Below are 17,964 nucleotides of genomic sequence, written 5' to 3' on the forward strand. Positions count from 1 at the left end.
AGAGCTAACCCAATTTGCTGGCCACGCCCAGCAACTTCTTTTAAATCTTTCACCTGAGCAGGTAACGGGTTTGGTAAAAAGTTTTTGTGCCGTCGGTGGGCTGGTACTACAATACCTTAAGTATAGACGCGGAAAGCCAGAACAATAACAACGCACAGTACACTAGGTGAGAAGTGTTTACACTCCTCCACTGCTCGTGTAGGCAATTCACGTGTTACATCATTCAATCCACCGTTCTTAACATGTAACCATTGACAAAGAAGCATAGTTGAGCCTGTCAAGGTAGCGGAGTGGCGGTGTTTGAGAGTTGCAATGTAGGGGCATACCGCGCGTCTCTTACTTTGCCTCCTACTGGCGGCGTAGTGAAAAGCATGCCTCCTACTGCCGGGCAGTCGGCTGAAAACTAAATGCAACATGACTACTAGGGAACTGAGACTTATACCAAACGCTCGCCAGATTCCCGAATTTCTTAACGTGCGATATTCTCCGTTTCCTGAGCGGGCCCCGAGTACACCGAGCGGGCCTTGCTCGTGCACTTGGCCAAAAGCAAGACCAACCAGTACGGCGCCGTCGAGGACAAAGCCATTTTCTATGCGCCCAACGCCGACTTCTGCCCCGTGCGGTGCCTGCGGGCGTGGCTCAATTTGCTGGGTCGCACTACGGGGCCGCTGTTCGTCAAGATTCCGCGGGCAGCTGCGGGGCAGATGGCCCTTCCGTTGGAGAAGCGACTCTCGGATATTTCCATCAACAAGATAGTACAAAAGCACCTCGGGCCAGCCTAATCAGCCCACTCCTTGCGCGTATCCTTTGTAACCATAGCCGTGCTCAACGGCCAATCCCATAAGGCCATAAAGAACCAAACCAAGTAGAAAACGGACGCCATGATTGAGCGTTACACGCAACTCAACAACGTCGTTTCCTATAACGCAGCTCAAACCTAGGCCTGTAGGAGAATGTAGATTATCTAATTTTCATTCTCAGGTTCAGTAATCGCGCTCATCGCCTCAATGAGCTGAGCATACTGGCGGGAAGGAACGGGCGCAAGATGTTGCTTTCTTGCGTGGTCGTCCAAGAAGGTGATAAAGGGGTCGACCGTGCGCAGTATCAATTGAGCAGCCTCCTGTTCAGACCGCACATTGCGTTTTACGGGCTTGATATACCGGTAATATGCCTCCATCACTTCCCATAAGACCAATCTCTTGCTAGCAAAATGGTCTTGGTATGCCAGTAAGGTGTCAATGTCGATAATAACCAACGGGCACACCTGCCGGGCAGCTTCTCCGAGCTGGGCTAGTTCTTGTTGAAACCAACCATTAACTAATTCATTCAGCCCCGGCATGTTGTAGAGCCGGTCGTGAACCACCAGTACTGGATAGACGATGAGGCTGGTATGATTGTAAGCAGTGTCAAAAGCCAACTCCTTGGCCGGGCTTAGTAGTCGCTTAATGTTGCGCATGAGTTGGAGTACACCAACATCGTGTTCCTCATCACGGCTCCCGTCTTCCTTCACGCCGTGGTAAAACTTCTTTCGTAGCTCCGTCAGAAATCCAGCAAAGTCTTGGCCTGCTTTCGCCTGCTTCCTGATATTGACGTCCTTGGATTCGAATAGAATTACTCGTTTGCCGGTTCGGAAGTAGTAGTCTGGCTCAGCGTCACCTTTGCCCTTTAACCATTCTTCACCCTTGATACGCTTGCCACTCCAAGCTAGGCCGCGCTTTTTAAAGATGGAATCGAGTAGGTTCGCTAGTAAGTAGTCTTCGGAGAATGCTAGACAGTAAGCGCCCCGCCAGTCCACGCCTTTCAGCAGCTTTGGTTTCGTTTTCTTGACAAGGGCATCAAGCTGAAAGAATAGGCCCTTATGCAGCATTTCAGCCACAAATACTGGAAACACTACGGCATACACTCCCTTGCTCTGCTTGTAGATTGGTCGACCACGGGTTGATAGAAAATCATGTTCGTCTAGTCTTTCCCCAATTGTCAGCGCGGTTTTATCAAGGAAGGCACAATTTGCTTCAAATTCTGTGTCCTGAGGCACGTGAATCTCTATCCGACCCGCTTTTTCGGCGTAAATGATTGCCTTTACCACTCCGCTGAGTCGCCACATGTAGTCTTGCCACTTGGAACAGTCATAGTACTGTAAGAAGGCATTGAGAAGCGGGTGGTAAGTTGAATCGGACTCCAAAAACTGAAATAGCCGCACAGATTTTAGCAACTGCATCAGCAGAACTTGAGCCGTGTTGAAGTTGACCAGTTCGAAGTCGGAATGCGAGCCAGCCAGCGAAAGTGAGGCCAACCTAGACAACCCCTGCTCCGCAGCAGAAGCTTCAACAGCCGCATTCTGCTCGTCCGAGTACTCATTGTTTTGGGCGACGAAAGCTTTGAATAAGCTCAACTCTACCTCCGCTTCGGATTGCGTGTGTGGTTCTTCATCTCGCTGAAATGCGTACTCAAACAGACGTAGAGCGCTTTTGGGATGCGTTACCTTTAACTTGCTTTTCTCTTGTCGCTCCAGCTTTTCCAATTGCCGAAACACACTTCTGGTAGCAACCTCATTATGCGACCCAAATAGTTGCTCCATATCGGTGTAGTAATCCCGCGGGCCAGTTTCCTGGCGGGCCAGAAAATGTGTGGCGGCCAACAAAACCACCTCGTTGCTAATGCCAGCCAGGTAATTGTGCCAGTGTTGTTTAGGCTCATCAAAAACCTCTTCAAACTCTATTAACCTTGCTATTTTCATGGAAGAAATCTGTACATGTAAAATGGAGCATAGCGACGGGTACTGCTACATGCTACTGCATGGTTTGAAAAACAGGGAATAGCACGCGGGCGTTAAACCGTAGTACTGCCCTCTCTATAGTGAGTCATTCCCTCCTCTCCGATCTGGAAGCAAGATTTATCGGTTGGGAACAGACGCTGATGCACGTTACAGCGCTATCTACCTAGCATACATCCACGCCCTTGCTTGACTGGGGCTACCAGAGCTTTTTTCTGGCTTCGTAATCTTCAGGAGCCAAACGGGGATTAGCGGTGGCCATTTGCCGCAGCAGGGTGCCCGCTTGGACGACAGTTACCAAGGATGTTTGAACAAGCAGGTCTAACACCCAATAGGTACTGTGAACGGTAACGCCCAGTTGGCGGGTGCACCGCCGGAGCGTGTTGCAGCTCGCAATCACGGGCCAGTTGTTGATCGAGGCTAAGTGAAATACCGACAGGTCGTCTTCCGATAGTTCATCGTGCAGCGGCAGGTATTTCTCAATGGTGGCGAACATTGAAGCATCCAAGGCGATAGTCCGCAGCTGGGTAGTTTGCAGGAATGGCGCAAACTCATCCTGCTGGGTCATGTTCAGCCCTGCAAACACCCCTTCTGCGGTGAAGTAGGTCACCGGTAAGCGAAATGCTTCCTGCACCAGCCCGGCCCGGGACAAATCCAGCATCACGCTGGTATCCTGAATAGCGATATGAGCACTTGGAATAGTGGTAGCCGTAGTAATCATAATAGGATAGGCTACGAAAGGACAGGGTCTATTTTCTCCCGAAAAGCAGAAACACTCATGCCCCCCAACGCTGCTGCCTTGCTCTCGGTCACGATACTCTCCGCGACCAGCCGAAATAAGAGCTGTTCAAACCGGTAGGATTGCAGGGTCTCCCCCTCAAACGTGTACCGACCAAAACCTTCTTCCTTTCGATTTGGGCTAATTTTAATGCAGAAGTACCGGTAGTAACTCTCCTTGATGATGGCTAGGTCGTAGGCCCGACGCATGATGGCCTGCACCGAAATGCCGTACTGTTTTTTCACGGAGAGCAGTTCCCCGTAGGATATGCTAGTCCGCACGGTCCCCAATTCACGCAGTGCCACTTCCTGCGGCAGCAGCACGGCATTGGCAAACCGGTGGCAAAACCGCTCCTCCTCTTTCTCGTCGGCGGCGGTAATTGTGAGCAGGATGTGCGCCAGCTCGTGCAAGGCAGTGAAGCGGCGCCGGTCTACCGTGTTATTAGCGTTTAAAACCACCACCGGCAACTTGCCGACCCACGTGGCTAATCCATCAAACGAGGCTGGGCCTGGCAGGACGAAAACGCAGATGCCGTTGTCTTCCAGGGTTTCGATGACGTTGGGAATTGGATTAATGCCCAACTTCCATTTGGTCAGCAATAGTGTCGCGGCCTGCTCTACCTCCTCGTAGCTCGATACCTTGGCTGCCCGGCCGAGCGGGTTGGTGAATTCGTGTTCGATGTTCAGCAGTTCCTCGATCTCGAGGTAGCGGTCTAAATAATCCCGGATTTGCTCTTCCAGCACGGCGCGCTCCTTCACTTTTAGGCTGGCCTTCTTGCGGAAGCTAATGGCCCCCAAATCAACGCGGGCGGGCTTCAGAAAATAACTTGGGTTGAGACCCAAGGCCTGGGTCAGGGCGAACAAGGTATCGCTCTCCGGCTTCATGAGGCCCTGCTCGTATTTGCCCAAAGCCTGCTTGCTGATGTTTCCCACTTGACTGGCAAGCTCCTGTAGCGACCAGCCCTTGGCTTTGCGGGCTGAGCGTAGACGCTCGGGGAAATTTATCATTAGGTGAAATATTTTACTTATTAAAAATCTAATTACCAGCGCTTTGATGTTGCAAAGATACGTTTTTAGGTTGACGAAAAGCAAATTTCTGAACTTTTCATCTACACGTTTCCTTATCTTTGAGTCATCAACATAACTAGAAATCTTACAACAGGCTTTGCTAGAAAAAAGAAACCCTCTTCCTGTTGACGCAGGAGAGGGTTTGAAAAATGATTCGCGAACAACGAACACGTGGGCTGGCATACCCAAATCAGCATGCACTTGGGTTCCGGTTACAAAGGTAGTGTGGCTATACAGCATATCCAATACCAATGGCCGGCACCTTTCAGGGCTTCTAGGCCCATTTCAACGCCCTTAGCCGGCGCATTATTTATCCTCCCACACACCTAGCATGAAAGACACTTCCTCCAACGGGCATAACGGTCAGCCTGCCCCTGACCCCGCGCACAACAGTGGCGCACCGCTAACAAACGTACCTGCTTCCAATGCTTCGGCCCGCAGTGTCACGCATCAGGCCCAGCACAGCGGTTCGCCAGACAATGGCTCTGCCAAGGGGCCCGATAAGACTCCTAATGTGAAAGAGCCCAAAGACCATGACCCCACGCCTCTGGGTTCCAAGGATGAGCTGCCCAAAAACCCGAAGGACGATAAACCGGAGGACAAAGGGCCCAAGCAGGAGCAGCGCCTGGACTTGCTGGTCATCGTGAACACTTCCGAAACCCGCGTGGAAGCCAACGTGCATCAGCCACTGCACGTCGTGGCGCAGCACGCCCTGGATGCCAGCGGCAACGCTGAATTTCCTTTGTCGGAGTGGGTACTGACGAACAGCAACGGTGATGAACTCGACCTCCGCCGTAAAGTAGAGGAGTATAACTTCGCTCCGCTTACGAAACTCTTTCTGACCAAAGGAGTAGGCGCTGGCGGTTCAACTGACGTGCAGACTCTACCCGCGCCGCAATCGGCTCCGGCTGTGAGCGCGCAGGTAGACCCGCAGGTGAGCCGGGCTAAATTCAACGAGGAAGTAGCCAAGTTCCGCAGCAGCGAAGCTGACCAGCGGGCCCGGGGCATCTTGTTGCTGAAAGCCGAGTTTCCTGTGGTTGTCCTGGCTTTCGCGGCCCCTAGAATCCGTCCCATCCCACTCCTGTTTGGGGTACGCATTGACTTTTCCGAGTACGACCTGCGCCCGCCTTCCGTGCAGTTTGTGGACGTGTTCACGGATCGGCCCCTGCGTTTTGAGGAGATGCCCACACAGTTCTTGAAGCGCAACGGCGAGGTACCCCAACCAGATGCCAATGGGGCCATCCAAATCAGCTTGCAGGCGTTGCTGCAACACCACGCGCCGGATGGGCCGCCGTTTCTGTGCGTGCGCGGTACACAGGAATACCACGACCACCCCGCCCACACCGGCGACTCCTGGCACCTGTACCGGGGCACCACGGTGGGCACTCTTGGCCACCTGGTCGACGTGCTCTACACCTACGGCATCAACCCGCTAACAAACTACCAATTTCAAGTGCAGATGGCCTTGCAGCCCGACTTTCAGCGTATTGCCTCGTGAGCACGACTAGTACTTCTTCCGCCGGGCTATCGGGGCTTACGCGCATTGAGTTACCTCGGAACTTGGCGGAAGACGCCCTGGCGCATTTGAAGCGCGCGGGGCGCGACGGGTTGGAAGGTGTTGCCCTGTGGGCGGGCCAGCGCGACGGGAACACGTTCCGGATTCAGCGCACCATCATTCCCGAGCAGGACGCCACGCGCACCGAACAGGGGCTGCTGTACGTGGTATCTGGGGTCGAACTCCGGCGCATCAACCAAGAGCTCTACGAGGCGGGCCTGATGCTCGTGGCCCAGATTCACAGCCACCCGAGCCGAGCATATCATTCCGAAACGGATGACGCGTATCCCATTGTCACCGTGTTGGGCGGCGTTTCGGTCGTAGTGCCCGACTTCGGCCGTAAGGGCGTTAACCTCACTACCTGGGAAGTGTATCGACTGCAGCCAGGTCGCGACTGGGCCCACTTAAGCTCTTTTGCGAAAACATCATTGATTTACCTCGTCGACGAAGCCCCTCGTCGGCCCTTTCGCTGGTATTGGCCATGGCGCTAGCTAATTTTTTCGACAAAGCGGCACTGGCCGCTTCGCAAGTGCTGCGCAACTTTGACCGAGCTGCTTTTCAACAACAACTGGAGAGCTCGCCGGTACTGCTGGCATTCGACGGCGCCGCGGTAGCCTCGCCGCAAGGACGGGCCACCATTGACCTGAGCGCACGCTTACTGGGGCGGTTATACCCGTGCGTAGTCGTTCACCCGCTGGACCCGGCGGCAGAAGCGCATGTTCTTTACGTGCAGGCCATCTTGCAAGCCATCAATCCGGTGATTGACTTACTAGCGGAGCAAGCCCTCCGGGTTGCCCTGGTTGTAGGCAGTACGTCCCTTGATGCTGCGTTCGGGGCCATGCCCACCTTCTACGTTGGGTCTTCCGAGTGGATTGCTCTGTTTTCCCCTACGGTCCCGGTGGGTTCGGGCAATTCAGGGAATCCCTTCGGAGCCGGCGCAGCCGCCTGCCTGGGTGCCGCAAATGTGTTCCGCACCGTATTTGCCGGGGCGCTGCCCAACGCGCCGACGGACGCTGAAATTCGGCTTTCGCTGGTAACGTACGACACCGCAGCACCGCTACCATCCACCGAGCCGGCTTGGCCGGCGGTGGTCTCGTTTTCGGACACAGTCTTGGTGGGTGCTGGCGCCATCGGCAACGGGCTCCTGTGGGCCTTGAATAAGTTGCCCCAGGCCCGGGGCACGCTGGAGATTGTAGACCACGAGCCCGTGGACTTGTCCAACCTGCAGCGCTACGCCCTGGCCACGCAAGCCGACGTGTCCGTTCCAAAGGTGAACTTGGCCGCGGAACAGCTGACCCGCACCGGGCTGACGCCTCTCCCGTTCCAAGGGACTTGGGGCGAGTACCTGGCCCAGCGACCGGATTGGCAGCTGGCTCGGGTTGCCGTGGCAGTAGATACTGCCGAAGCCCGCATTAGCATTCAAGCCTCTTTGCCCCAGCGGCTGTTCAACGCGTGGACTCAAAGCGCCGACCTGGGTATTTCCCGTCATCCTGATTTTAGGACTACTGCTTGTCTGGCATGCTTGTATATGCCCAAAGGGGAGCGCAAGTCCGAATCGATGATGGTGGCGGAGTCGCTGAACTTACCCGAAGCCGAAGTCCGCGATATGCTCTACCGGCACACGGTGGTAGACCTGCCCCTGGCCGACCGAATTGCAGCGGCGAATCAGGCCCCGGTGGAATTGCTGCGACCTTTCGTAGGCAAGCCCCTCCGAGTGTTTTACCAGGAAACCGTCTGTGGAGGGGTATTGCTCACCACGAGTGCCGGACACCTTAACGAAACGCCGATGGCTTTCCAATCCGCACTTGCGGGCATTATGCTGGCGGCCGAGCTGGTGGTGGAAGATTTGGGCCTGCGCGTTGGGGAACTGCCAGCCACGACGCGCATTGACCTGCTGCACCCGCTGGGCAATCACCTGAATATTCCGGTTCAGAAACGCCCAGGTAGTCGCTGTATTTGCTTAGACAAGCACTATCAGCAGGCTTACCGAGACAAGTACTCAGCCAACTAACAGGATTTCTCAGTGATACCTCTCTGGGGCCCAACACAAAATGCTCTTTCTCGATAAGTACCCTAATCACCTAACCTCATGAAATTTACAGGAGCGCAGATTCGTGAACAAGGGCAGTCATTCGCTCTCGTACTCATCACCAGCCAAGCCGCTAGCACTCAACACACCCGGCAAGAAGCCATGCAAGCGTTCAGTCGCTACTTCCCCGGTGTCCCCCTGATTTTAGCTTGTCAGGGCAGCGGTGGGCGTTTTACTTATTATGGTCGCCAAGACATTGCCAACTTTCTAGCCAACCTCGACCCCCGCCGTATTCCTTGGAAAGAGTATACGTTTTCGTAAAGTTTGCCGAGTGATGAATTTCATCAACCCTCCGTCAGATAATTTCTTAAGAGTAGGCAAGAATATTTGAGGGCTAGTAATGAATGAGAGCATGAAAAGCCTCAAAAGGGCTGTTTTAGAGTGCTTTCGTAGCTGGCCCAGTCTTATTAGTCTATTTACCAAAAACCCTATCTTCGCTTACTCTTTTTAGCAGGATAAAATCCTTTCGTACAGAAGCTTAAAAAGAATTTTCAACCCAAAAACCACTCGTTGTCATGGCTATCAAACCTGGACCAAAACCCAACAAACAAGATGGTACACCCGACGAAAGAAGGCGGGTTACGAAGGAAAATGCACCAAAGCACCCCGATTTGAAGCCTCACAAGCATAAGAGAGGCGACTAATAGGTCCTATGCAATCTATTTAAAGCCATATCGCAGGGATCTCGACAGCTGTCCTCTTCCCTCTATTAATCAAGAACCCTCGCCCCAGCTTGAAAGCGTGGAGCGAGGGTTCTTGGCTTTCAGGTACCTCTTAAGAAACCGAGAACATCGCAACCTAGGACCTAGACGGTGTTATGCACCTGTGAGTAAATTGAGACTGGTAGCTTTGGCCAGTATAAGCCTAATAAACGCCAGCAGGGAGTTCCTACAAACTAACGGCGAGGCATTGGTAGTCGCAACCAGTAGCTTGTAATAGGTACGGCATCAATTTGCATGTAGTCAAACTACCGCAGGCAAAAAGGCTTCGTTCTGCTGCCCAAGCGCTGGGCGGTGGAGCGCTCCTTAGCTTAGACAGCGCGCTTCCGACGATTAGCGCGGGACTATGAATAGCTCATTACAATCTTGGAAGACATTCAGTGTCTCACGTTTGCTTAATGCTAGTGGAAGTGATCTCCTGAGTTATTAGTACCATGTGGCATCATAGCTTCGGATAAGTAGGTCATATTAATAATCACACCTTGTGTATCATTACATAAACGCACGTTTGTGTAATGATACACAAGGAAAAACGAGGTAGTTTTGGGCTGTCTTCTTGTCACTCCTATTATATATAGCGTACCGTGCCCGACTACGTTGCCTACTACCGCGTGAGTACCGCCCGCCAGGGACAGTCCGGCTTAGGACTCGAAGCCCAGCAGGCGGCCGTGCGGACCTTCCTCTCGCTGGGCGATCAGATCCTGGGCGAGTTTATCGAAATTGAGAGTGGGCGCAAGAATGCCCGGCCCCAACTAGTAGCCGCCATGCAGGCAGCCAAGGATGCCGGCGCCGTGCTACTCGTGGCCAAGCTCGACCGGCTGGCCCGCAACCTGGCCTTCCTGACGGCCCTGATGGAAAGCCGCGTCCGGTTTAAGGCTGTCGACATGCCGGCCGCCGATGAGTTTACCATTCACGTACTCGGCGCTGTCGCCGAGAAAGAAGCCAAGGCGATTTCGACTCGCACGAAAGACGCACTGGCCGCTAAGAAGGCGCGGGGATTTCAGCTTGGTACGCCCGCGAATCTGACAGCCGAGGCGAGGGTCAAGGGCCAGCAACAACGGCAACTCAACGCCCAAGCGAGTTTGGCTAACCGACAGGCAGCCGAACTCGCCCGGCTGTATCGTAGTCTGCAGTGGGACTACCGCCGTATTGCGGCCCAGCTCACGGCCTCGGGGTATCAGACTCGCCGCGGCTGTCACTTTACCGCTGCCGGGGTACGCCGGCTACTACTCGGATTTTCGTCCGGATCGGGTGTCCCAATTGCCGAATAGTAATACCATAGATCCGCTGAGGCGTTCACCTAGACTTAGATAGCCGCTTTCATTTCTTTGGTAGTGCTGCAAGGACCCGGCATTGATCCTCTGCACTAAAGACAACAAATGTACCCTCAGTCTGAACTACTGTATTGAGGCCAACCATAGCATGCAGTATAGCATCACGACTTGTGCCAACAGGTACTGCATTCTGAGCTTGCAAATACTGCCACATATATTCTGCTGCTAATGCCTGCTGATGGGTGTTGAGCGAATTGAAGTATTGAGCCATACTACTGCCAGATGAAGTGGTCCATAAAGCTACAGAAGCCCATACGGAAATAGTAAGAAAACAATACTAAAAACCTGCGCTTTTGGATGTTGTTTGGAGAAAAGAAGTATCCCAGCAATGGCTATTTGCAAGACAAAGCATTAATGTACTATGTTGACCCGCTGGCCTATTAAGCGACCAAATACTGTTGTTTTTAGCAAATAGAAATAGCTGCTAACTTTTTTAACCAATAATGGAACTATTGCTATAACATTAGAATTGACCTATACAAGACATTTACTGTTCAGGTATGGGAAACGGCTCCAAACAACATAAGCCCAAGAAGAAGGCAATGCCAGTAACCGCACTGGTTAGCGGCGAACCACTGCGGGCTGCCACTGGTGGAGGTGGACAAAACCAGTTGGCGGACGAATTGGATATTCTGCTGATTCAGCTGGTGGAAGCTGTTCTGCTTCCGGCACAGATCGGAGATTTCGTTGACCTCCACCAGGTGGGTGGACACTATGAGGCTTCCCTGGCCGGCAATCGCTTAGGAACGGTACCTAGCCATTACACGGCAGAGTTGGCCTCGCAAAGCCGATATCGAGGCCGGTTAATTGAGCGGACGGAGGCTCCTTTAAAGGCGATGGTTCGCGTTCGTCTCCACGTGTAACTCCCGCGATTTTGTCCCCTTCCCTAGTTGGTCAGCAACGCTCCCTATTTGACGACTGCGCTTCTCATTGCGAGGCGTATCACGTCTGTAATGGAGGAGGATATAAGACAGCGCCGTGTGGGTGTGCCTGGAAACCAACGGACACCGCACGGCGCTACCGGTGTAGTACGTGCTATATTATTTGCCGGAACCGTCAGAACGAGAACCAGCAAGGAGGACACTTAGATACGTTTGTGGAACACGTCGCCGCTGGTCTTCCGTTGCACCGCTTACAGCTGTCTCAGCAGGGGGCTCAACCATTCCCGCTGCTTATCCCTACCAAGACGGCCGACTTAGCGGGCACCGATATCCGTTTGCCCTTGCGCTGGGCGGCCGTAGATGCCAAAGGACTCCTCAACTGGCGCCCAAAAGATCCCGCTACCGTCAGGCCCGTTTTTACCGATGCGTTGACAGCACGGGAGCATTTGAATGTGGGAGCGGCGTGTGAGCTACTGGCCGTGTTCAATGCCCAAGACAAAATTCTAGAGAGTTTTTGGGCGATGGGCCGACGCCAGGCCCTTCGCCAGCTCCAGCAGTGCGCGTTTTTGGCCGCTACAGGTCCGACGTTTTCTGTCAGCACCCTCACCACTGCTGGTACCCTCTTACCACGGGCGCATAACGTGGTCATGCAACTGCGTCACCACCGCGTACTGCAGGAATTACAAGAAGCGGGCTTGATGACTATTCCGAACTTGTACTGGGAGGATTACCGCGGACAGCAAGAGTGGGTAGCATGGCTGAAAGCAAATCCATCTATTTCCGTCATATCGCGTGACTTTACCCGCACGCGCAGCCAACGAGAGTTTACCGAGAAACTCGATGGATTGTTAACGCTGCTGTCGGCAGTCGGTCGGCCATTCCATGTATTGCTGGTCGGCGCAGGCCCTGCTCATGCACCGAGCACGTTATTTCGATTAGCGGAGGCAGGCTTTACAGGTTCAATCATTACGTCAGATCCTATCCTGAAGGCAAGCCATGGGCAGCGTTACGAACGTAGCGCATATGGTCGGTTGGCATCGACTTCGTGTGTGGAGTCGAGTATTGTGTCGCTCAGTGTACACAATCTACGCCTGCTAGAGGAATTGCTCTTTGAGGCAGTCGCCGGTACTCAGATTGCCGACCAAGTAAGGCGCAATCTATTGCCCATTGGTTTTCATGAAGAAGACATACCATCCAGGCTTGCTTCTAGCAAAGCTGCCTAAGCAATAGGGTACATTACACTTCCAGTTAGATGAAGCCATCTTCCATTCTCATTTATTATACCGTAACCCTTCACAAAGGGTTCGTCTGAACGAGGTAGTCTAACTAAGCCAGATGCCATTGGAACGTTGTTTGACGGCAGGTTTCGCAGTGATTGGGCGCACAGCACCCGGGCGAAGAGAAGTGTCTTTCAGTGTTTCAGTAAGCGATGTGGTGGTTGAGTTCAAGCTTGTCTTCGAGCCGGCTGAGTAAACGGCACCTTCAGCTTGCATTTAACATATCTATCTCTTTTGCAGGGGGATATAAGTCTGGGAACAACACGGGTGCATAGGCGATAGGGTATGCTGCTCGGTACGGAGTTAAATGTTCAGCCAAGTTGGTCGTAAGAAGACCAGCAGCAACGAGTTGCTGCGCCAGCGCTTTAGCTGTTCTTTCTGACAAGCCCGTCAACCGTTCCACTTCACGGCGCGGGATGCTGCCCTTCAGAAACACTGCTTCTAGTACGTAATAGCTTTCTGGTCGCCATTTGTGCCGTAGCGTTAGTAGCTGCGTCAAGCCACGCAACCGGTCAAGCATTTGATCAATAGCCAGTACACGGGTCATGTAGTGAATTTGATCCAGTGCGACTTCCAGGAAGAACTTACAAAACGCTACTAATTGACGATGCGATAAATTACCCCGCCCATCGGTATCACTCTCGCGCCGGCTATCCGCTGCCGCCAATGCCTGCTTGTAGGCTGACTCACTCCGGGCAAGCCCCCGCGACATCGACCATAATCCACCGGCGTCCAACTGCTCTGCTTGGAACGCCGCGTCGCTAAATAGACGCATGACCCTGCCGTTACCGTCCAGAAACGGGTGCAACCACGCTAGCCTGTGATGGGATGCCGCCACATTGATTACGCGTGCCAAACGGTCATGCTCATACCGAGGCAGATACAGGCTTTCCAGCACATTGATAAAAGAAGGAAGGGCGTCAGCAGCGGGTGCAATGTGGCGGCCTACCTGTACTTCCGTTGTCCGTAGTTCGCCAGGTAGTATCTCCAATCGGTTACCCTCCACACTCGTTGTCCAGAGAAATTCTTCGGGCAAATGTTCGTAGAACGCCCGGTGCAGGTTCTGCCAGAAGGTGGCTTGGTAAGGGTTTCCATCGGCTTTAGCCAGTAATTCAGGTAGACGGGCATGAACCTCAATATGGGCTTTTGCTTCTAGCTGCAACGAGCGATTGCGCTGATCGGCTGAATAGTCTTGCTGCAGAGCACGAGCAATATCAAGTGGGTGCGTGTCATGCCCTTCGATCAAATTGGAGTAATAGCTATTAGCTGGACGTAGAAAGTCCGCAATAGCTGTAGCCGTTACGGGATGAAGGCTTCCTGACAACCGCGCCGATGCTTCGACAATCTGTAAAGCCAGAGACTGTAACTCCGCAGGCAAGGGCAATTGTGGTTTGATGGGTGAGATAGCACCGGGATCGCGATACAAGCCGTCGTAGAGAGACATAAGACAAATTTTGGTCAAAACTACGACACATCATACGACACTTAATGATCTTTATATCAAAAGGGTATAAACAAGTTGTATTAAAAAGTTACGACACCCTGTACGACAAGGCTTCACGCTATGGATAAGACGGCCTTTTTGCTTAAGTCGAATCCTTGCCATTGCATCTATTTTATCTTATTTCATTATTTATTTGAATAAAATAAGACAAATAGACTTAATTGTCAGTGTTTGGGGTTGAAACATATTTTGTAGCCACGGCTTGTTTCCGCTTATTCTCTATTCTGGACTAGAGCGTATAAGGCTTATTATTGTTGGGCTTTGAAGTCCGATGAAGTTTAGGATAGCGGTACGGCTTTCAACGGAGTGACACTTCGTTCCTTCGCTGGAAAAATTGGAAAAGCAACAACCTTTCTTTAGTAGATTATGATGGAGCAGGCACCGTAGACAGATTTAGTCGCGAAGAAAGCCTTCCTATAAGTGTGAGCCCATGCTTGTAAGCCGAGGGGCTGCGTTCCCAAAATCAGCATAAGTGGCTGGGTTAACCGCGCTTGCTTATATTCTGCTAAACTCCGCAGTGTGAGTTCATCCCGAAAACTCATATAGGCAGCCGCCGCAGGATGGGTGTGCCAATCACCCAGATAGGTTTCAGTCCGGCCGGATTGCGTGTATAACCGAGCTATTTCTTGTTCGTGATATGCGTTATCGGGTCGGAAAGACCGCTTCTTATGAATAGCCTTGGGGCCGGGACCTACGACGGCTGTGACGACTACCTCGGTTGAAGAACCCCAATACCCGATCAGAATACCACCCGTTTCACAGGGCATCTTTGTAATGGCTTCCTCCAGAATTGCAATGTAGGCTAGTTGCGGTAGCCATATTGTTACAGATGGATCAGTCTTATTCACGGTGACAGTATGGGCACGATTCATGAACGTCAAGTGGGAAAGTTTGCCACACTGGTGCAGTCAAGTTACCGTCTTTATCCATCAGTTGAACCACCCCTACATCCCAGGGAGTAGTGGCATATCCCCCGGCAGCACCTCCGCTTAAGGTAGACACTGCCAGGCGCACAGCAGCCAACACCACATTTTGTAAGTCAAAGCTGGCCCCGGTAAAAGTCATATCTCCACAACCTGGAGCTTGCACGCTTCCAGAAGTCTCGTCACCAAGGGGCACAGGAATCACACTTCCTGCATCCATGTGATACTGTAGGCACATCCAACAGCCTGACGTTTGGCCGGGCACTACCCGCATGATCATTCCTCCCCATGCACCTGGCGTGGCGTATATGGATATAAAAGGGATGCCTCGTGCCTTCGCCATTTCCGATAAGAAATGGCTGATGCCCTTGTCTGCGGAGGCATCCACCAGCAAGGATACGTTATTGAGCAATGTATTCATTACTTCTTGCTCAGAAGCCATGCCCTCACCTCGCAGGCCCCCTACTTTATGATAAATAGGTACGACATGCGTCGCTGGATAATGCGCAGCAATAAACTCCTGTAACGCTTCTGTTTTGAGTTGACCTGCAGTCGTAATTCCTAAAGGCCAGCGCACAGTTGGGCCAGGCTCAACGCGATCGTAATCCAATATTCTGAGTTCGCCTACTTGATTGCGTGCCAACTCCAGTGTCATGGGGGCGCCTAGTGCACCTAAGCCAACCACCGCAACCGAGCGCTGATGGAGTGCGTGTATTGCTGGAACCCGCAGCAAAAAGTCCTTTGGGTTGACCCTGGAAACTTTCCCATAGAAGTAATGCAGTTGCGGTACCTCAACGAGTTTTCCTCTATGGTCAGGCACTTTCTCTTTGATAGTACCTTCAACAAGAAACAGCCATCCCATTCCTATTTGTCCCGGAGCAACTTCCTCGGGGAACTGTAGGCCAATAACGCGTTTAAGTACGGCACCTTGTGACAATACTAAAGGCCTACTCTGAAAAGTAGAGGCTATTCCATGTGTCTTTGCTAGTTCAAGTAACCAGCGTAACCCATCTTCAGCGTTGGTGAAAGGGGGCGCTTGGTTCAAGCGAACCAAGTGGCCGGAGAAAGAATTAGGAAAGACCTCTTTTAGCACTGCGGGTAAGTGGTGCTCCTGGCCTTGTTCGTCGATCGTTTCCAGAACAGCCATACGTGTTAACAACCCCGCCTTTTTGGGTAGCCCCACGTGCATGCGGCCCAACACCATAATGGGTGCATCCAGTGGACTGGGTAAGTCAAACCCAGTATCATCAAAGAGAACTGGGGCATGGGAGTTCGTAAAGTACTCGCTGGACGGTTCAGCTTGCTCATCTCGGTCTGCGGCCAGCAGCTCAGGGTCTTGAATGCTCCCTTTATGCAAAACCTTTGGCAGTTGCGAAGCTAAGTAGGTGGCAAGTTTCCAGCGGGGCTCCCAGTGATCCGCTGATCGAGGGAGCAAGCACAAGTTTTTGCCAATAGGGTTCTGGTGCCTGGGTAACGTTACATTCAGGGCAAACACTTCCGGCCGAAAATACGGGTAGCTATCTGGATACGTAGCTTCCAACTGAATGGAATCGTTGAGCCCAGTCAAACCAAACGCAGTATTCGAACGGTCAATTGTGAAAGACACCTTCAAAATACCCTGACTGCGTGCTGACTCATCCACAAGGGGAGTAACGTCATGCGCAGTCAGGGCTTGAAGCTCCCTTTCAAGCCGATCTGGTTCGGCTTCAAACCATGGGGGCGTCGGCATATGGTTCTTATAGTAAGCCTACGGGGCGATCTTTGGGGGGCTTAGGCGGGTTGTGCGGGCCTGGCTCTGGTTTTTCTGGAGGTTTACCCGGACCGGTCGGATTACCAGGAGGAGTCGGATTACCGGGAGGATTGGGATGGCCGGGGGTTCCGGGGCCTTTCCCGGGGTTGTCAGGCTGTGCCATTAGATAAAGAATTAAGTAGGCTCCATTACGTGAAGTTGCATCATCTTACGGCAGAGCTTTGATAAAAGGTTTAGGACTTTGCTAAAATTCCACCCTTTACTTAACACTGCTTGCTTGGTGCCCTTCGGCTGGCCTCTACTACTGCCTATTTAGGGTCCTATCAGCTTCTTACAGTGCAATTAACCTTTTTATAACCGCTATAATACTATATCATTATTATAGAACTATTTTAATACGACTGTTTCGCTTCTTCTGTCTGTTGAAATGACCAAAATTTCGGGTAGAAGATAGACCTCACCATCAAGTAATGTCAAGCACCTGCTATTTGCTGCCACCGAGCTTATGCCCACAATGTGGGCAGTAGGCATGCTCTTCCCTGGTGTCGCGCTGGTGGGCAAGCTGCTCAGAGAAACCAGCCGCGAGGATGCCGGTGGGTAAGGCAAAAAGTCCCAGCCCAAGTACAGCAATCACGCTGCTTAAGAGTTTGCCGGCCACTGTAATTGGATAAACATCGCCATACCCCACAGTCGTCAGCGTGGCGACTCCCCACCACATCGTTTCGGGTATGCTACCAAACTTCTCGGGCTGAGCTTCACTTTCCACCACGTACATCAGGCTGGAGACCAGCACGAGCATCAGCCCAATTACACCGGTAGTCACTAGCAATTCCGGGCGCTTACGCCGAACGACCTGGCCAATTACCTCCAGGGCCCGCACGTAACGCGCCACCTTCAACAGCCGAAATAGGCGTAGCAGCCGAAGAATGCGCAGATCAATGCCTGCAATGGATAGATAGAAGGGCAGTATTGCCAAGAGATCAACTATCGCCATGGGCGTGCGCATAAAGCGTAGCCGACCTCTGATAGAGCGTTGAAACCGGCGGTCTTCTACACACGACCACACCCGTAGGGCATATTCGAGGGTAAATACATAAACCGAAACAACCTCGATGGCAACAAAGTAGGGTTTGTACGAGCCATACACGCTTTTCACAGAACCAAGCACGACAGCCGCCCCATTCAACAGGACCAGCCCCAAGAGGATGCCATCGAACACACGCTCAAGTCCTTGCCCTCCATCGTGTGGATCAAAGAGTTGATGAATATAGGCCCGACTTTTATGCATTAGACTCTTAATCCTGAATAGTACAC

General features: G+C 52.5%; 16 protein-coding genes and 1 pseudogene. 9 read left to right on the forward strand and 8 right to left on the reverse strand.

Annotation, left to right across the window (positions count from 1 at the left end):
* The first annotated feature begins 536 nt into the window (after positions 1 to 536).
* Complete coding sequence (locus LGH74_RS22280) at positions 537 to 782, forward strand: site-specific integrase (RefSeq protein WP_226179924.1); 246 nt, start codon at positions 537 to 539, stop codon at positions 780 to 782.
* A gap of 182 nt (positions 783 to 964) precedes the next feature.
* On the opposite strand, the gene LGH74_RS22285 is transcribed toward LGH74_RS22280, so the two are convergent.
* From LGH74_RS22285 to LGH74_RS22295, 3 genes are all read right to left on the reverse strand, one after another.
* The gene (locus tag LGH74_RS22285; protein WP_226179926.1) at positions 965 to 2,737 is read right to left on the reverse strand and encodes a hypothetical protein; all 1,773 of its coding nucleotides are present in this window, start codon (positions 2,735 to 2,737) and stop codon (positions 965 to 967) included.
* Between the two features lie 235 nt (positions 2,738 to 2,972).
* On the reverse strand, positions 2,973 to 3,494 hold the full coding sequence (locus tag LGH74_RS22290) for a PIN domain-containing protein (protein WP_226179928.1): 522 nt from the start codon (positions 3,492 to 3,494) through the stop codon (positions 2,973 to 2,975).
* Positions 3,495 to 3,505: 11 nt separating this feature from the next.
* Positions 3,506 to 4,558, reverse strand: coding sequence for a helix-turn-helix domain-containing protein (locus LGH74_RS22295; RefSeq protein ID WP_226179930.1), 1,053 nt, complete (start codon positions 4,556 to 4,558; stop codon positions 3,506 to 3,508).
* Positions 4,559 to 4,949: 391 nt separating this feature from the next.
* Here LGH74_RS22295 and LGH74_RS22300 point away from each other — a divergent pair, with 391 nt between their 5' ends.
* The 6 genes and pseudogenes from LGH74_RS22300 (at position 4,950) to LGH74_RS22325 (ending at position 10,252) form a co-directional block, all read left to right on the forward strand.
* On the forward strand, positions 4,950 to 6,116 hold the full coding sequence (locus LGH74_RS22300) for a DUF7665 family protein (protein ID WP_226179932.1): 1,167 nt from the start codon (positions 4,950 to 4,952) through the stop codon (positions 6,114 to 6,116).
* On the forward strand, positions 6,113 to 6,664 hold the full coding sequence (locus tag LGH74_RS22305; RefSeq protein ID WP_226179934.1) for a Mov34/MPN/PAD-1 family protein: 552 nt from the start codon (positions 6,113 to 6,115) through the stop codon (positions 6,662 to 6,664). The genes LGH74_RS22300 and LGH74_RS22305 overlap by 4 nt, the downstream gene beginning before the upstream one ends.
* Complete coding sequence (locus LGH74_RS22310) at positions 6,655 to 8,184, forward strand: E2 ligase fold family C protein (protein ID WP_226179936.1); 1,530 nt, start codon at positions 6,655 to 6,657, stop codon at positions 8,182 to 8,184. Before LGH74_RS22305 ends, LGH74_RS22310 begins: the two co-directional genes overlap by 10 nt.
* A 78-nt stretch (positions 8,185 to 8,262) precedes the next feature.
* Entirely contained in the window at positions 8,263 to 8,523 is a 261-nt protein-coding gene (locus tag LGH74_RS22315) for a hypothetical protein (protein ID WP_226179938.1), read from the forward strand.
* Between the two features lie 682 nt (positions 8,524 to 9,205).
* Positions 9,206 to 9,293, forward strand: a pseudogene (locus LGH74_RS22320) (IS5/IS1182 family transposase); the annotation flags it as partial.
* A 272-nt stretch (positions 9,294 to 9,565) separates the two neighbouring features.
* A complete protein-coding gene (locus tag LGH74_RS22325; protein ID WP_226179940.1) occupies positions 9,566 to 10,252 on the forward strand; it encodes a recombinase family protein in 687 nt (228 codons plus the stop codon).
* Positions 10,253 to 10,301: 49 nt separating this feature from the next.
* On the opposite strand, the gene LGH74_RS22330 is transcribed toward LGH74_RS22325, so the two are convergent.
* On the reverse strand, positions 10,302 to 10,526 hold the full coding sequence (locus tag LGH74_RS22330; protein ID WP_226179942.1) for a hypothetical protein: 225 nt from the start codon (positions 10,524 to 10,526) through the stop codon (positions 10,302 to 10,304).
* Positions 10,527 to 10,815: 289 nt separating this feature from the next.
* Here LGH74_RS22330 and LGH74_RS22335 point away from each other — a divergent pair, with 289 nt between their 5' ends.
* Both LGH74_RS22335 and LGH74_RS22340 read left to right on the forward strand, forming a co-directional pair.
* Positions 10,816 to 11,178, forward strand: coding sequence for a hypothetical protein (locus tag LGH74_RS22335; RefSeq protein ID WP_226179944.1), 363 nt, complete (start codon positions 10,816 to 10,818; stop codon positions 11,176 to 11,178).
* Positions 11,179 to 11,411: 233 nt separating this feature from the next.
* Positions 11,412 to 12,419, forward strand: a complete 1,008-nt coding sequence (locus LGH74_RS22340; protein ID WP_226179946.1) for a DUF4417 domain-containing protein — start codon at positions 11,412 to 11,414, stop codon at positions 12,417 to 12,419.
* A 259-nt stretch (positions 12,420 to 12,678) separates the two neighbouring features.
* Here LGH74_RS22340 and LGH74_RS22345 read toward each other — a convergent pair whose 3' ends face one another.
* The 4 genes from LGH74_RS22345 to LGH74_RS22360 all read right to left on the reverse strand — a co-directional run bounded on the left by LGH74_RS22345 (position 12,679) and on the right by LGH74_RS22360 (position 17,938).
* Positions 12,679 to 13,917, reverse strand: a complete 1,239-nt coding sequence (locus LGH74_RS22345) for a Fic family protein (RefSeq protein WP_226179948.1) — start codon at positions 13,915 to 13,917, stop codon at positions 12,679 to 12,681.
* A 416-nt stretch (positions 13,918 to 14,333) separates the two neighbouring features.
* The gene (locus tag LGH74_RS25240; protein ID WP_226179950.1) at positions 14,334 to 14,849 is read right to left on the reverse strand and encodes a Mov34/MPN/PAD-1 family protein; all 516 of its coding nucleotides are present in this window, start codon (positions 14,847 to 14,849) and stop codon (positions 14,334 to 14,336) included.
* Positions 14,818 to 16,629 (reverse strand): ThiF family adenylyltransferase, encoded by a 1,812-nt coding sequence (locus LGH74_RS22355; RefSeq protein ID WP_226179952.1) that lies wholly within the window; start codon positions 16,627 to 16,629, stop codon positions 14,818 to 14,820. Before LGH74_RS22355 ends, LGH74_RS25240 begins: the two co-directional genes overlap by 32 nt.
* 505 nt (positions 16,630 to 17,134) lie before the next feature.
* Positions 17,135 to 17,938, reverse strand: coding sequence for an ion transporter (locus tag LGH74_RS22360; RefSeq protein ID WP_226179954.1), 804 nt, complete (start codon positions 17,936 to 17,938; stop codon positions 17,135 to 17,137).
* Positions 17,939 to 17,964 lie beyond the last annotated feature (26 nt).

Source organism: Hymenobacter lucidus (assembly GCF_020447265.1).
In the GTDB taxonomy this organism is placed as follows: domain Bacteria; phylum Bacteroidota; class Bacteroidia; order Cytophagales; family Hymenobacteraceae; genus Hymenobacter; species Hymenobacter lucidus.